This window comes from Methylotetracoccus oryzae (assembly GCF_006175985.1).
GTDB lineage: Bacteria > Pseudomonadota > Gammaproteobacteria > Methylococcales > Methylococcaceae > Methylotetracoccus > Methylotetracoccus oryzae.
On sequence record NZ_SRSH01000003.1, the window covers coordinates 1 to 15,915 of the forward strand.

14 protein-coding genes are annotated in these 15,915 nt (G+C 63.5%); 9 read left to right on the forward strand and 5 right to left on the reverse strand.

Features of this window, described 5'->3' with window-relative positions:
• The first annotated feature begins 539 nt into the window (after positions 1–539).
• From BWR02_RS04105 to lplT, 9 genes are all read left to right on the forward strand, one after another.
• A complete protein-coding gene (locus BWR02_RS04105) occupies positions 540–1,601 on the forward strand; it encodes a glycosyltransferase family protein (protein ID WP_201276140.1) in 1,062 nt (353 codons plus the stop codon).
• Positions 1,598–2,410 (forward strand): cytidylyltransferase domain-containing protein, encoded by an 813-nt coding sequence (locus BWR02_RS04110; RefSeq protein ID WP_201276141.1) that lies wholly within the window; start codon positions 1,598–1,600, stop codon positions 2,408–2,410. The genes BWR02_RS04105 and BWR02_RS04110 overlap by 4 nt, the downstream gene beginning before the upstream one ends.
• Positions 2,411–2,419: 9 nt before the next feature.
• Positions 2,420–3,316, forward strand: a complete 897-nt coding sequence (locus BWR02_RS04115; RefSeq protein WP_139556496.1) for a transketolase — start codon at positions 2,420–2,422, stop codon at positions 3,314–3,316.
• Positions 3,306–4,271 (forward strand): transketolase family protein, encoded by a 966-nt coding sequence (locus tag BWR02_RS04120; protein WP_201276142.1) that lies wholly within the window; start codon positions 3,306–3,308, stop codon positions 4,269–4,271. The genes BWR02_RS04115 and BWR02_RS04120 overlap by 11 nt, the downstream gene beginning before the upstream one ends.
• A gap of 15 nt (positions 4,272–4,286) precedes the next feature.
• Positions 4,287–5,669, forward strand: coding sequence for an aminotransferase class III-fold pyridoxal phosphate-dependent enzyme (locus tag BWR02_RS04125; protein WP_139556498.1), 1,383 nt, complete (start codon positions 4,287–4,289; stop codon positions 5,667–5,669).
• On the forward strand, positions 5,666–6,478 hold the full coding sequence (locus tag BWR02_RS04130; protein WP_139556499.1) for an SDR family oxidoreductase: 813 nt from the start codon (positions 5,666–5,668) through the stop codon (positions 6,476–6,478). The genes BWR02_RS04125 and BWR02_RS04130 overlap by 4 nt, the downstream gene beginning before the upstream one ends.
• 38 nt (positions 6,479–6,516) lie before the next feature.
• Positions 6,517–7,425: an N-acetylneuraminate synthase family protein gene (locus BWR02_RS04135; protein WP_139556500.1), complete on the forward strand. Its 909-nt coding sequence runs from the start codon at positions 6,517–6,519 to the stop codon at positions 7,423–7,425.
• A complete protein-coding gene (locus tag BWR02_RS04140) occupies positions 7,425–7,964 on the forward strand; it encodes a KdsC family phosphatase (RefSeq protein WP_139556501.1) in 540 nt (179 codons plus the stop codon). The genes BWR02_RS04135 and BWR02_RS04140 overlap by 1 nt, the downstream gene beginning before the upstream one ends.
• Before the next feature lie 104 nt (positions 7,965–8,068).
• Complete coding sequence (gene lplT / locus BWR02_RS04145; protein ID WP_139556502.1) at positions 8,069–9,298, forward strand: lysophospholipid transporter LplT; 1,230 nt, start codon at positions 8,069–8,071, stop codon at positions 9,296–9,298.
• A gap of 36 nt (positions 9,299–9,334) precedes the next feature.
• Here the strand turns inward: lplT and BWR02_RS04150 are convergent, their stop codons facing one another.
• The 5 genes from BWR02_RS04150 to BWR02_RS04170 all read right to left on the reverse strand — a co-directional run bounded on the left by BWR02_RS04150 (position 9,335) and on the right by BWR02_RS04170 (position 15,876).
• On the reverse strand, positions 9,335–10,090 hold the full coding sequence (locus tag BWR02_RS04150) for a hypothetical protein (RefSeq protein ID WP_201276143.1): 756 nt from the start codon (positions 10,088–10,090) through the stop codon (positions 9,335–9,337).
• Between the two features lie 121 nt (positions 10,091–10,211).
• Positions 10,212–12,371: a polyphosphate kinase 1 gene (gene ppk1, locus BWR02_RS04155; protein WP_201276144.1), complete on the reverse strand. Its 2,160-nt coding sequence runs from the start codon at positions 12,369–12,371 to the stop codon at positions 10,212–10,214.
• Positions 12,372–12,382: 11 nt separating this feature from the next.
• A complete protein-coding gene (locus tag BWR02_RS04160; protein WP_139556504.1) occupies positions 12,383–13,972 on the reverse strand; it encodes a glucose-6-phosphate isomerase in 1,590 nt (529 codons plus the stop codon).
• A 113-nt stretch (positions 13,973–14,085) separates the two neighbouring features.
• Complete coding sequence (gene pyk / locus BWR02_RS04165) at positions 14,086–15,546, reverse strand: pyruvate kinase (protein WP_139556505.1); 1,461 nt, start codon at positions 15,544–15,546, stop codon at positions 14,086–14,088.
• A 120-nt stretch (positions 15,547–15,666) separates the two neighbouring features.
• Positions 15,667–15,876: a hypothetical protein gene (locus BWR02_RS04170; protein ID WP_139556506.1), complete on the reverse strand. Its 210-nt coding sequence runs from the start codon at positions 15,874–15,876 to the stop codon at positions 15,667–15,669.
• Positions 15,877–15,915 lie beyond the last annotated feature (39 nt).

Genomic DNA, 15,915 nt, shown 5'->3' on the forward strand with positions numbered 1-15,915 from the left:
GGTTCGACACCTCACACTCCATCAGCTGTGCCAACACCCGCTCCGCCAGGGACCGCAAAAAATCCTCGCCACCCAGTTGTCCCAAACTCTCCAGAAATGCCATGCTGTCGTCGGCCATCGTCGTCTCCACGTTCAGGTTGTCTTTCGCACTTTCAACCTTACCGGAGTTCGCGATGGCCTCCCATCTCTGACCCTCGATTTACACCACGTCGCTGGACTCTACCCGTGTCTCGGCCTCCCGTACCGCTCCCGCGAGGGGGCGTGAACGGTTACTTTCCGATCACGTAATCAACGTTTCCGATGCGGGGCAGCGCCCGCGTCGAGCCGATTCATGCCGCGCCCCGGTTGAGGGCTCATCAGGCAGCCAGGGCGGCTGCACCCCCAGGTCATCGATGCTCCTGCGTCCAAACGCCGCGCGTCAGGTCGTTCTTTTGCGAGCGCCGGTCACCGCGCTGCCATCAAAGTGACGCCGGATCTTCACAGCACTGTCGCATCCGGCAGGCATAGTGCCGCGACGAGTTTGGAGCGACAGAGGATCTATGAAGGCGTTGTTCATCTGCGGATCGCTGAATCAGACCAAGATGATGTACGAGATCGCTCGGCATCTCCCGCAACTGGACAGCTTCTTCACCCCCTATTTCTGTGACGGACCGGGTCGCTGGGTCCAGAGGACCGGTGCGCTGGATTTCACGGTGCTGGGTGGGCGGTTTCAGCGGCGCACCCTCGAGTTCCTGAAGGAAAAGGGCGTGCCGCTGGACCACGAGGGCTTCAACGGCCCATACGATCTGGTCGTCACCTGCAGTGACCTGATCGTTCCCAGACGGGTGCGCGGCACGCGTCTGGTGCTGGTTCAGGAAGGCATGACCGATCCCGAAAACGTCATGTATCACCTGGTTCGGCGATTGGGACTGCCGCGGTGGATGGCCCAGACTTCGACGACCGGATTGTCCGACCTTTACGACATTTTTTGCGTCGCGTCGGAGGGTTACCGGGACCTTTTCGTGTCGAAGGGCGCCCGTCGGGAAAAGATTCGTGTCACCGGCATACCGAACTTTGACCATTGCGAGGCCTATCGGGACAACGATTTCCCGCACCGTGACTACGTGCTGGTCGCGACCTCGGATATGCGGGAGACGTTCAAGTACGAGAACCGCCGCAAGTTCATCGAACACGCGCGCCGTATCGCGGATGGCCGCCAGCTGATCTTCAAGTTTCATCCCAACGAGAACCCGGTGCGGGCCGCCCGGGAAGTGGAGCGCTACGCCCCGGAGGCGAGCCACTTCAGCGAGGGGATGACGGACCACATGATCGCCAACTGCCAGGCACTGGTCACCCGCTACTCGTCCGTGGTCTATGTCGCCGCGGCTTTGGGCAAGGAAATTCACTCGGACCTGAGTCCCGAGTTGCTGACCCGATTGCTGCCGTGGCAGAACGGGGGAACCTCCAGTGCCCGGATCGCACAGGAATGTCTGGCCCTGCTCGAGCGCGACGAAGCACCGGCGGCGCACGCCGGGATGAAGCGTCGCTGGCCGGTTTCGCCGGCGGGCATCCGTGCCGTTCGGGCGCGGAGAAAGGCCAAGCTACGCAAGGCCGCGCCGTGAACGATCCGGTATTGATCGTCGTGCAGGCGCGGATGGCGTCCACCCGCCTTCCCGGCAAGGTTCTGATGGAACTGGGCGGGCAGCCGATGCTGTTGCGGATGCTGGAGCGCCTGCAGCGGGTCCGCACGCCGCATTGCATCGTGGTCGCCACGACGACCGACGCCGAGGACGACCCGATCGAGCGCTTGTGCTTCCGCCATGGGATCGCCGTCTATCGCGGTCATCCGACCGATTTGCTGGACCGCCACTACCGGGCGGCCCAGGCATTCGGTGGCGGCGCGGTCGCGAAGATCCCTTCGGATTGTCCGCTGATCGACCCGGTCATCGTCGATCGCGTGCTCGCGCGCTTCGCGCAGCGCGACTGCGACTACGCGAGCAATCTCCACCCCGCCACGTATCCCGACGGTAACGATGTCGAGGTCATGGGCTTCGAGGCGTTGCAAGCGGCGTGGCACGAGGCGGAGCTTCCGATGGAACGGGAGCACACGACGCCGTTTATCTGGGAGCGGCCCGAGCGCTTTCGGTTGGCGAATCTCGTGTGGCAGGACGCGCAGGGGCGCGCGATGCCCGATCGCTCGATGTCGCATCGTTGGACCGTCGACTATCCCGAAGACTACCGGCTGGTCAGCGCCGTGTTCGACGAACTCTATCCGGTGAATCCGCTGTTCGGCCCGTCGGAGATCGTGGCGCTGCTGGACCGAAGACCGGATATCGCGGTGCTCAATGCCCGTTACTGCGGGGTGAACTGGTACCGCCATCATCTGGACCAGTTGAAGACCGTCGATCAGCGGCAAACCCGAATCCTCTGAGGACGCGCGATGACCGTCAACGAATACCGGCTTGCCTCGGTCGGTTCCGATCATGCCGCTGCGCACGGTGACCTCAAGGCGCTCGCACACCGCGTAAGGCGGCGTGTCGTCCGACTCGCCACCGATGGCGGATGCTTCATCGGCGCTTCCCTGTCCTGTGTCGATTTGCTCGCCTATTTGTACACGCACTGGCTGAAGGTCGACCAACAGCGGCTCGATGATCCGGATCGCGACTATCTGCTCCTGTCCAAGGGTCACGATGTGCCGGCGCTGTACGGGCTGTTGGCCGAACTCGGCTGGCTCGATCCTTCCCGGCTGCAGCGCCACCTGAAAGTCGACGACGACATCTACTGGCATCCCAACCGCCGCATCCCGGGCGTTGAGTTCCATTCCGGTTCATTGGGCCATTTGCTCAGTGTCGGCCTGGGGATTGCGCTGGATATCCGGTTGAGAGGAGGTACGGGGCGCGTGGTGGTCGTGCTGGGCGACGGCGAACTCAACGAAGGCTCGATCTGGGAGAGCGTACTGGTCGCAGCGGCCAAGGGGCTCGAGAATCTGGTTGCCGTGGTCGATCGCAACGGGTTTCAGGCGAATGTCGCGACCGAGGAACTCCTGCCGCTCGAGCCGCTGACCGACAAGTTCGCGACCTTCGGGTGGCACGCCCGCCGGGTGGATGGTCATGACTTCTCGGCCCTCGCGGAGTGCTTCGACACGGTGCCGGTCGGCTGTGGCCGGCCAACCGTCGTCATCGCCGATACCGTCCGCGGCAAGGGTCTGCCGAGCATCGAAGCGCGTGCCGACCGGTGGTTCTGCAACTTCTCGGCCGACGAGGTGACCCAGTTGCTCGGGGAACTCGATGGCACGCGTTCCGCCGAGATTACCAGCGAGGTGCTCCTTGTACGTTGACGACGCCGTTTCAGGGCAGGGGCCGTCGACTGGCGCCGTAGCCCCCTTTCCCAGCTATGAAGCGGGACTGACGACGCTGCTGGCCCGGGACGATCGTCTCATCGTGATGACCGCCGAGAACCGCGCCGCGATTCGCGGCCTGCCCACGGTCGCCGGACCGCGTTTCATCGATGTCGGTATCTGCGAGCAGACGCTGGTCGGCGCGGCGGCGGGGCTGGCGCTGCGAGGGCGTGTGCCGATCGTCCATGCGCTCGCGACCTTCCTGACGATGCGGGCCTTCGAATTCATCCGCACCGATGTCGGCATCGCGGGCCTGCCCGTCAAGCTGGTCGGCGGTTTCCCGGGTTTTCTGTCGGAAGCCAACGGTCCCACCCACCAGGCGATCGAGGATGTCGCCTTGATGCGGGGCATCCCCGGCATGAAGGTCTGGTGCCCGGCAGATGAGCAAGACCTGCTTCTCGGTCTGGACGCCGTCCTGTCCGACCCCGCGCCCTGGTATCTGCGCTACCACGCGGGACCTGCCGCGACGACCCATCACGCGCCGTTCGAGATCGGACGAGCGGAAGTCTTTTCCGAGGGGACTGATGTCACGCTGCTGACCTATGGCCTGCTGTTCGGCGAATGTTTCCGTGCCGCCAGCATGCTGAGAACTCACGGCCTGTCGGTCGGACTGGTCAATCTGCGCACACTGAAGCCGATCGACCGGGGGGCGATCCTGACCGCGGCGCGCCGCTCTGCCCTGCTGGTCACGGTGGAAGACCATTTCCTGACCGGCGGCCTGTTTTCCATTCTGGCCGAGGCGCTGATCACCGCCGGCCTCGCCGTTCCGGTCCTGCCGCTCGCGCTCGACGAACGGTGGTTCAAACCGGCCCTGCTGCCGGATGTGCTGGCTTACGAGGGATTCACGGCAGAGTCCATCGCCGATCGAGTCCTGCGTCGTCTTTCCCAACTCTGATTCCTGCGTCACACCATGGCCAACCGCGTCGAGTTCAATCCCGATCTGCCCGATATCGCCGAATCGAACACGCTGTGGGAGCGCGCCCGCGGCCTGATCCCGGCGGGAACCCAGACGCTGGCCAAGGGGCCGACCCAGTTCTCCGACGGGGTCGCTCCCAAGTACCTGATCAAGGGAAAGGGCGCCCGGGTCTGGGACGTCGATGGCAACGAATACCTGGACTACAACATGGGCATCGGCCCGATCGTCCTGGGTTACTGCCACCCGGCAGTGGATGCCGCAATCCGCGCGCAGCTCGAGGACGGCATTACGTTTTCACTGATGCACCCGCTGGAAGTCGAGTTGGCCGAATTGCTGCGGGACTGCATTCCGAACACCGAGGCCGTGCGCTTCTCGAAGACCGGGTGCGATGTCACCAGCGCCGCGGTTCGCCTGGCCCGAGCCTTCACGGGGCGCGAGCGCATCCTGTGCTGCGGCTATCACGGCTGGCACGACTGGTACATCGGCGTCACCGACCGCTGCGCCGGCGTCCCCGAGGCCGTCAAGGCGCTTACCCACACGGTCAACTACAACGACCTGCAATCCGTGATCGACGCGGTGGACGAGGACGTCGCCTGCGTGATTCTGGAGCCGTTCGTGTTCGAGCGCGAGAACGGCCATTTTCTGTCCGGCCTGCGCGAGGTGTGCGACCGGCTCGGCGTGTTGCTGATCTTCGACGAGATGTGGACCGGATTCCGTTGCGCGGTCGGCGGTGCCCAGGAATTCCTCGGCGTGCGCTCCGACCTGAGCCTGTTTTCGAAAGCGATGGCGAATGGCATGCCCATCTCCGCGATCACGGGGCGCGGCGATGTGATGGCCCTGCTCGAAAAGGAGGTGTTCTTCTACACGACCTTCGGCGGGGAAGCCCTATCGTTGGCGGCATCGGTCGCCTGCATCGATTTCATGCGAAAGAATGACGTGACGGCGCGTCTGGCGCAGTCCGGCCAGCGCCTGCTGGACGGTCTGAACGGTCTCATCCGCGAGCGCGGGCTGGAGACCGTCTCGGTGACCGGCTACCCGTTCCGCACCCTGATGACTTTTTCGCCGAAGGCCGGGGATCCGCTGAAGCTCAAGACCTTGGTGCAGCAGGAACTGATTCGCCGCGGCATCCTGTGGTCGGGCATCCACAATCTGTGTTTCAGCCATAGCGACGCCGACATCGATTATACGATCGCCGCATTCGGGGAAGCGTTCGCCGTGCTCGAGGCGGCCGTCGCGACGGGGCGGGTCGACGCCGAGTTGCGCGGTGCGCCGCTACAGCCGGTGTTTCGCAAGACGAGTCAATTCCACAGCAAGCCGCGTCGGAAAGACGACGAAGCCCTGCTTGCTTCTGGTCCGCTGAATCGGAACGTGGCGTGAGTGCCGCAGAACGCTTTGGGCTGAACGGGCGCACCGCGATCGTCACCGGCGCGGCAGGTCTGCTCGGGCGTCAGCACTGCCGGGCGCTGGCCGAAGCCGGTGCCACGGTGATCGTGACGGACATCGACCAGGCCACTTGCGACGCGGTGGCGCGCGATGTTGGGGGCAGTGCTCTGGCCATCGCGGCCGACATCACCGACCCGATGTCGCTGCGGCGGCTGGCGGAGGGCGCGCGCGAGCCCACGGGCCGCGTGGATGTGCTCGTCAACAATGCGGCGATCAACGACAAGTTCGAGGATCCGGCCGCTGCGCTGGAGCTTTCCAGGTTCGAGAACTATCCCCTCGCGCTGTGGCAACGGTCCCTGGACGTCAACGTGACCGGGACGTTCCTGTGCTGCCAGATCATCGGCGCGAGCATGGCGAGGGCCGGGCAGGGCAGCATCATCAATATTGGATCGACCTACGGCCTGGTCGCGCCCGATCAGTCGCTGTACCGCGATCCGGAAGGACGGCAGCAGTTCTATAAGTCGCCGGTTTACCCAGTGACCAAGGGCGCGGTGCTCGCACTGACGCGCTTCCTGGCCGCGTACTGGGGTGCCGCGGGAGTGCGCGTCAATGCGCTCTCTCCAGGGGGCGTTTTGAACCAACAGGACACCTTCTTCGTCGACGAGTACGCCCGCCGTACGCCGCTGAACCGGATGGCGTCGCCATCCGATTTCATGGGGGCATTGCTGTTCCTGGCCTCCGATGCTTCGTCCTACGTCACCGGCGCGAATCTCGTCGTCGATGGCGGATTCACCATTTGGTAATCGCAACAACCCGTCGCCACCCTTAGAAGAGGACACAGATGAGCGAGAAGATGATCAATATAGGGAACAGAGGAATCGGTGAAGGATGCCCCGTCTACGTGATCGCCGAGATCGGCATCAACCACAACGGGTCGATGGATCTGGCGAAGCAGTTGATCAGGGGCGCAAAGGAAGCCGGTGCCGACGCGGTCAAGTTCCAGAAGCGCACCCCCGAACTGTGCGTGCCCAAGGATCAGTGGAACCAGGAACGCGACACGCCCTGGGGCCGCATCCGCTACATCGAATATCGCCGTCTGGTCGAGTTCAACGCGGAGCAATACGCCGAGATCGATGCGTACTGCCGGTCCCTGGATATCGACTGGACGGCTTCCTGCTGGGATGAGCCTTCCATCGATTTCATGGAACAGTTCGCGCCGCCGTTCTACAAGATGGCCAGCGCATCGCTGACCGACCTGCCGTTGCTGCGCAAAGCCCGCTCGACGGGGAGACCGGTCATGATCTCGACCGGCATGTCGACCATGGAGGAAATCATCGCTGCGGTCGAAGCACTGGGGACGCACGACGAACGAGGGCGCCCGACTCTGATGATCGCGCATTCGACATCGACTTATCCGTGCCGGGTGGAGGAGCTCAATCTCCGGATGATCGATACCTTGCGCCGCAGCTATCCCGGCGTCCCGATCGGCTATTCGGGACACGAAACCGGCCTGGCGCCGTCGATGGCCGCGGTGGCGATGGGCGCCAGCTTCCTGGAGCGCCATGTCACGCTGGATCGCGCGATGTGGGGCACAGACCAGGCGGCCTCGGTGGAACTCATCGGTCTGGAACGGCTGATCCGTGACGTTCGCGATATCGAGCGTTCGCTCGGCGATGGCATCAAACGGGTCTATGACAGCGAACTCGGCTCGCGCCGCAAGCTGCGCCGGGTCTGTTCGGCGGTGTCGTGATGAGTGCCGGCGACGATCTGCTGCGCGAGCGGCTGTGCCGCGTGAAACTGGTGCTGACCGACTGCGACGGCGTGTTGACGGATGGCAGCGTGTACTACTCGGAACTCGGCGAGAAATTCAAGCGTTTCAATATTCGCGACGGCATGGGCGTAGAGCGCTTGCGCCTTCTGGCCGGTGTCGAGAGCGCCATCGTGACGGGCGAAAGCTCCGAATCGGTAGTGCGCAGGGCCGAAAAGCTGGGCATCGTGGAGTGTCATCTGGGCGCCAAGGACAAGGGGGCCGTGGTCCGGTCCATCCTCGCCCGACGCGATCTCTCCGGCGCTGAAATCGCCTATCTGGGGGACGACGTGAATGACCTCCCCGCCTTCGAACTGGCCGGGGTAACGGCCTGTCCGCGGGATGCCGTCGACGAGATCAAGGCGCGCGCCGATGTGGTGTTGACGCATCGAGGCGGCGAGGGTGCGTTCCGGGAGTTCGCGGAAATGCTGCTCACCGCCGTCGGCGCCAAACCCTCACCGCTCCCCTCTTCCGAAAGCTGACGCTGGGTCAGCTGTTCAATCCGTTCGCAAGGAATGCGAATTTTTGCCGGGTGCCTAAAGGGAATTGGCGCTCGGCCGTTTTTTCACGAAACAGGCCGGTGCCCATGTCCGACAGGTTCTATACGGTCCTGGCTGCGCAGTTCTTTTCCGCGCTGGGTGACAATGCCTTGCTGTTTGCGGCGATCGCGCTGCTGAGATCGCTCGACATGCCCTCCTGGCAGATTCCTGCCCTGCAGGAGGGCTTCGTGGTGTCATTCATCGCGTTGGCACCGTTCGTGGGGCCGTTTGCCGACGCGCTGCCGAAAGGCCGCGTGATGCTGATCAGCAACACCGTCAAGATCGTCGGGTGCGGAGCCATGCTGGTCGGGCTGCCCCCGCTGCTGGCCTACGGCTTCGTGGGTATCGGCGCCGCCATGTATTCCCCGGCCAAGTACGGGATCCTGACCGAATGCCTGCCGCCCGAAAGGCTGGTCTGGGCGAACGGCTGGATGGAGGGCCTGACGGTGGCAGCCATCATACTGGGGGCCATCCTCGGTGGGCTGCTGATCGGCGATACCGTTCAGGAACGGATCGTGTCCGCGCTGCAAGGCCAGCCCTTTGCGACCGGCATCGACACCGCGCCCGAGTTCGCGATCGCCGTCGTGCTGGTGATTTATCTGGTGGCCGCGCTGTTCAACCTGTACATCCCCAAGGTGCCTATCGATCACGCCCTCCCGCAACGCACCTTGGGTTTCATCGTGCGGGACTTCGCGCAGTCGTTCCTGAAGCTCTGGCGCGACCCGCTCGGCCAGGTGTCGCTGGCGGTGACCACGCTTTTCTGGGGGGCCGGTTCGACGCTGCGACTGATCATACTGCTGTGGGCTGCGGAGGCGCTGGGCTTCAATCTGGAGCAAGCCACGCAACTGACGGCAGTGGTCGCGGTGGGAATCGGCATCGGAGCGGCAATAGCCGGTCGTTCCGTACCCTTGGACCATGCCGTCCGGGTGCTTCGGGTCGGTGTTGCGATGGGCTTCACGGTGGCGATCATGGCGCTGGTTACCGACTGGCGGGTCGCGATCCCGCTGCTCGCGTTGATCGGCGCTCTGGGCGGCTACTTCGTGGTGCCGATGAATGCGCTGCTGCAACATCGCGGGCATCTGCTGATGGGCGCAGGACATTCGATCGCGGTGCAAAACTTCAACGAAAACCTCAGCATCCTGATGATGCTCGGGGCTTACAGTCTGATGATCCGGGCCGGCTGGCCTGTGAACCTGATTGTCGTGGCCTTCGGCCTGACGGTCGCGGGTGCGATGGGATGGCTGACGAAGGTGCACGGTCACGACCAGGACGGCTGAGCGTGCGCTCGTTCCGCTAGGTCTAGTGCGACACCTCTAGGCTTTCGGCCCGGGACCCTGCCTGAATGGTTCGTCACCTTGCGTTGCCGCGGGCGGTAACAGGAAATCGGGTCTCGACTGCGCCTCAAGAAAGCCGGCAAAGCGCCTACGGACCGACGGCATCCGGAACAGCATGGCGAGGCTCGTCTTGCTGGTGTTCGTAATTAGGGAGGATGGATCGAAGTAGGTCGGGGCATTGTCCGGGGTGAGCACGAAGGGTGGCAGGTCTTCACGGCCGAGCACGTAGCTCATGACCAGCGCGCCGCTGCGATGATTACCTTCGAGGAACAACTGCGGCTTGCTCAGAATTCGGATGTAGACCCCGGCCGCGCGGGCCCAAACCTCATCGCGAGAATGGTCCTGGACCCATTCGACGAGGTCACGGATGCCGCCTTCGCGTTCTTCGTAGAAGCGGCGTTCAGTGGCATCGAGATGCGACGCGTAACGCTGCCGCCGGACGCTACTCGATCCGACCAGAACCAGGCGATTGATTTCGAGCAGGCAGTTCGATCGCCCCGGTGCGAACAAGTCGACGCCACGTTGTATCAGCCCATCGACGTAGGCATAAGCTTCCAGCAGGTTGTCGACGACCTCGCTATCGAGGTCATCGCGAGGGACGCACAGGCGCCGGTTGATCTCGTTGAAACGTGCCTGAGTCTGCCGCAAGGAGCGCGCGATTGCCGACAGATCGAAGCCACGATAAAACCGCATATGCGGCGCTTTGCGGAGCATGCGCTTGGGGTGTGCGGCCATTGCCATTCGTGTTCATGCCACCATGCGTCCTGCTGGCGGGGATACCACCGTTCGAAAGTGGCGTAATCCTGCGATGGTATCGAATCCTCCGGCACGCGATACAGTCTGTCCAGCTATGGAGTCATTGCGCCCGCGCCAAGGTGCGCTGCATCGTTAGCGCCTGGGTGGGACGTTCCGCATCGCCTTCCGCCGGGCGCCGCTGGACGTAACGGCCATCAGCGCCGAGATCCCAGGCCTGGCGGTTGTCGTCCAGCATGATCTGCAGCAGTTCCCGAAGTTCCGTGCTCAGCGCCGGGTCCTCGATGGGCGTTACGGCTTCGACGCGGCGATCGAGATTTCGCGTCATCCAGTCCGCGCTCCCGATATAGAACTCATCCTGGCCCGCGTTGTGGAAACGGAAGATCCGAGCGTGTTCGAGATAGCGTCCGATGATGCTGATGACGCGGATGTTCTCGCTGATGCCCGGGATTCCCGGCCGCAGACAGCAGATTCCGCGGATGATCAGATCGATCTGCACGCCGGCCTGCGAGGCTTCGTAGAGCAGGCGGATCATCTGCTCGTCGACCAGCGAATTCATCTTCGCGACGATCCGGCCCTCACCGCCGCCGCGGGCCTGCTCCATCTCGCGCCGGATCAGCGCCTCCATGCCGCTGCGCAGTGTCAACGGAGCCACCAGCAGTTTGCGGTAGTGTTCCTGGCGCGAATAGCCAGTCAGGTAATTGAACAGGTCGGTCAGATCCTGGCCGAGTTCTTCCCGGCAGCTCAGTAGGCCGAGGTCGGTATAGAGCGTCGCGGTTTTCGGGTTGTAGTTCCCGGTCCCGATGTGCACATAGCGACGAATCGCCGCGCCTTCCTCGCGCACGACCAGGACGGTCTTGGTATGGGTCTTCAGGCCCATGACGCCGTACACGACGTGCACCCCGGCCTCTTCGAGCTTCTTCGCCCAGATGATGTTGTTCTCCTCGTCGAACCGCGCCTTGATCTCGACCAGCACGACGACCTGCTTGCGCTGCGCTGCCGCCGCGATCAACGCGGCGACGATCGGCGAATCGCCCGAGGTGCGGTACAGCGTCATCTTGATCGCCAGCACCAGCGGATCGTTCGCGGCCTGCTGGATGAAGGCCTGGACCGATGCGGCAAACGATTCGTAGGGATGATGGACGAGCAAGTCGCCCTTGCGAATCTCGGCAAACAACGCCCCCGGTTGCGGACCGGACTCCTCACCCCCCGGTTCCTCGGTCGGATCGTAACGCAGCCGTGGCGGGATGACCCCTGACCAAGGCGGATCCTTCATCTCGGGCAGGGGCATGGACATGAAGAAAAACAGATCCTTCAGATGGAGCAGACCGTCGATCTCGTAGATGTCCCGGTCGCTGATTTCCAGGTCGGCCATCAGTTTCTCGCGCAGGCTTTTGGGCATCGTGCGCTCGATCTCGAGCCGGCAGACGAAGCCATCGATCCGGCGTTTGCTGATTTCCTGTTCTATCGCGATCAGCAAATCCTCGGCCTCGTCTTCCTTGACCGGAAAGTCCGCATCCCTGGTGATCCGGAACAAATGATTGGCCACGAGGCGCATGCCCGGAAACAGCAACTGCAGATTGTTGGCGATCAACTGCTCCAATGTGACCCCGGCCCAGAGCGTAGGTACAGTCCCGGTCGGCCGCAGCGGCTCCGGCAGGGTCACGAAGCGGGGCAGGGTGTCCGGCACCTTCACGCGAGCGAGCTTCTGGACCGAGCTGACCGGATCCTCGACGATGACCGCGAGATTAAGGCTCAAATTCGACATTATCGGAAAGGGATGAGCGGCATCCACGCTCAGTGGCGTCAGCACGGGAAACACGTGCTGCTCGAAATAGGTTTGCAGATGACGTAACTGGGCTGCGTCCAGCGTGTCATAGTCCAGCAGCATTACGCCTGCCCCCGCCAGCGCCGGACGCAGGGTGTGCTGGAACAGCCCGTGTTGCGCGGCGACGCTTGCCGCAAGGTGCGTCCGCAGCGCGTCCATCAGGGCCGTGGGTGTCATGCCGTCGGGCCCCGTGGCGTTGACGCCGGCGGCGATCTGTTCCAGCACGCCGGAGACGCGCACCATGAAATACTCGTCGAGGTTCGAGCTGAAGATCGCGACGAACTTGAGCCGTTCCAGCAGCGGGGTACGCGGATCGACGGCCTCGTGCAGCACGCGGTCGTTGAAATCGAGCCAACTCAATTCGCGATTGAGGTAGAGCTTCGGATCGTGCAGATCGATCGGTGTGGTGCTGAGATCATGCATGGCGGGGATCATGGCAGTCAGTTTTATCGGGAGAGCGACACGGAAAGCGTCGAGGGCTGCGCCGGATGGCCTGCGAGGTTGACGCCGCGCCCGTTCGCGGCGAGGTGGCGGACGATTTGGTACACCGTTTCCACCTCGGCCGCGGCACCGGCGGCCTCGGCCAGCGCATCCAGCCCCATCGGCCCGTTCGCCGCCGTGAGGGCGGACCGAATCCGGCCTTGCAGGTCCAGAATCGCCGCCGCCGCCTTCTTGCCGGCCTCGACGCCCGGCTGATGGTACGCATTGATATTGATCAGGAACGCGTAGAGCCCAACGGCCCGCTCGTAGAGCGCGATCAGCGCCCCGACCCGGCACGCATCGACCCGGGGAATCGTCAAGGTGATCGATTCGCGCCCGTTCTCGTACAGCGCCTGGCGGGTACCCAGCAGAAACCCGGTCAGGAAATCACCCGATGTCGCGCCGGGCCGGACTTCGACCGAGTGACCGGAGCGGTCTTCGAGGACCTCGATGAAGGTCGCGAAGAAGTTCGGTATCCCTTCGCGCAGTTGCTGCACGTAGGCATGCTGATCGGTCGATCCCTTGTTGCCGTAGACCGCCAGACCCTGGTGCACGACGGCACCGTCGAGGTCCCGTTCCTTGCCCAGCGACTCCATCACCAGTTGCTGGAGATACCGGCTGAACAGCATCAGGCTGTCCTTGTAAGGCAGGATGACCATGTCCTTTTCGCCCTTACCATTACCCGCGTGATACCAGCTCAGCGCGAGCAGGGCTGCCGGGTTCCGCCGCATGTCCGGAACACGGGTCGCCGCGTCCATTTCGCGCGCGCCGGCCAGCATGGCGCGAATATCGATGCCCTGGAGCGCCGCCGCCAACAGGCCCACCGCCGACATCTCGGAGGTCCGTCCGCCAACCCAGTCGAACATCGGGAACTCCCGCAGCCAGCCTTCGGCATCTTCCAGTTTGTCCATGGCGCTGCCGCGAAGTGTGATGCCGACCGCGTGTCGGGCGAAATCGAGACCCTTCTCGGCGAAGGCCTGCTTCACCTCGATCAGTGCGTTATGCGTCTCCGGAGTGCCACCGGATTTGCTGGTGATGATCACCAGCGTGCTGGCGAGCCGGTTGTCCAGGCGTCCCAGGACACGGTCGAAGCCGGCCGGATCGGTGTTGTCGATGAAATGAATCGCGCGCGCCGCATGGCATGGGGCGAGGGCTTCGGAGACGAACTGCGGCCCGAGCGCCGAGCCGCCGATCCCCACTGAGAGGATGTCGGTGAAACGATCGGCCTCCGGGGGGCGGATAGCGCCGGCATCGACGGCGGCGACGAAGTTCTCGATGTCGGCGAGCGTCGTGACGATCTCCTCGCGGGTGGCCTTGTCTGGCGCGCGATCGGGATCGCGCAGCCAGTAGTGTCCGACCCGCCGGTTCTCGTCCGGGTTGGCGATGGCGCCGTCTTCCAGCGCGGCCATGCGTTCGAACGCGTCCGCAAACCTGGGTGCCAGTTGTTCCAGCAAGGTTTCGTCGAACCCGATGCGGCTCACGTCGACATAGATGCCGAGGCCTTCGTGGAAATAGAGCCAGTCCTGATAGCGCTGCCACAGAGCATTCGGGTTCATAGGATGGTCTCCTTGGGGGATCGTTGAGGACGGCTTGCGCGTGATGCCGATTCGCGATGGGGCGCCACGGTGACCTCCGGGTGCGCGCCATGTGTTCGCTGCATAGGTCCGGATCAACCCGCTCCGCTGTGATTGGTCGCGCCAATCGTATGGATTTTCAGGAAATTCGTGCCTTTCGCGTGCCGTGTAGGAATTCCGCCCATGATCAGGATCTTGTCGCCCGCTCCGGCCATGGACCGTTCGAGCAGATTCACTTCGGCCTGGCGCACCAGGTCCTCGAACGTCTCGACCTGGTGATCGATCAGGATCGGGATCACACCCCAGATCAGGTTCAGCCGGTGATAGATGCCCCGGTTCGGCGTCAAGGCCACGACGGGCACCGAGGGCCGTTCCTTGGACGCCAGCAGCGCGGTGTAGCCGCTGCTCGTGAAGGCGACGATCAGGCGGAGCTTCATCGTCTTGTCGATCGCGTTCAGCGCTTCGCTGAGCGCATGGGTTTCGTCACCGTCAGAGGGGGGCAGGGCGGGGAATTCGATTTCCTTCTCGACCACCCGGGCGATCTTGGCGAGCATCTCGACGGCCTTGACCGGGTATTCGCCCACGGCGGATTCGCCCGAGAGCATCACGGCATCGGTCCCGTCGACGATCGCATTGGCGACGTCGCTGGCTTCGGCGCGCGTGGGCCGGGGGTTCCGGATCATGCTGTCCAGCATCTGCGTGGCGGTGATGGCCGGAATACTCCGGAGGTTACACATGCGGATGATGCGCTTCTGCAGCATCGGCACGCGCTCGGGGCTCATCTCGACGCCCAGGTCGCCACGGGCCACCATGATGCCGTCGCTGACCCCGACGATGGCCTCGAGCTTGTCGATCGCCTGCGGCTTTTCGATCTTGGCGATCACGGGGGTGCCGGGATAGCCTTTGCGCGCCAGGAGTTCCTTCAGCGCGACGACGTCCTCGGCCTTGCGGACGAAACTCAGCGAGATCCAGTCGACCCCTTGCGACAGGCCGAAGTCCAGATCCTTCTCATCCTTTGCCGTCATGGCCGGCAACTGCAGCTCCAGCCCAGGGAAGTTCACCCCCTTGCGGCTTTTGAGAATCCCACCCTCGATGACCTCGCACTCCACATGCTTGCCGTGGACGTTCCAGACCTTAAGTTCCAGAAGGCCGTCGTCCAGCAGCACCGGTTCGCCGACGGCCGCGTCCTCGGCGAGCAGTTCGTAGTCGATCGGGATCGTCCCGGGCTCGCCGTCGAACTCGGCGGCAGGCACCAAGGCGACAGTCTGTCCGTCCCGCAGCTCCATTTCCCCCTGCGGCAGTTGGGCGACGCGTACCTTGGGACCCTGCAGGTCCTGCAACAGCGTCATCGGGATGTCCATGTCCGCCGCAACGGACCGGAGCATCGCTATCATCCGTGCGTGGTCGTCGTAGGTACCATGGGAGAAATTCAGCCGGGCCACGTTCATGCCGGCGAGGATCATGTTGCGAAGAACCTCGGGTGCACTGCTGGCGGGACCGATGGTAGCGACGATCTTGGTTCGATGATGCAGCAGAACGTCCGGGCTCAGGGGCATTGCGGGTGGACTTCCAAAACGACTTGTCGGGTTTCTCAGGGAGACAAGGGGCGGTCAGTGTTGTGCCGATCTAACGCGGGACGCAGGCGAGCGACGGCGCGCTTTGCGACAGTCCCAGCGTTAGCCTTCCTCATCGTCGTCGTCATCGTCTTCCGGGAACTCGTCCTCGTCGTGTTCGATCAATGCAACCATCGTGTGGTAGAGGGTGCAGACCAGTTCTTCCTGAAACTCGATCATCCAGACCACATTGGGGTTCTTCGCCGCCTCCGAGGCGATCTCGGCCACCATTTCCATGATCTTCAGACGGTCCTTCTTCGACAAATGGCTCATCGCTAAGTCCTCGGCAATCCCCGCTAGGGGGTGAGTCAA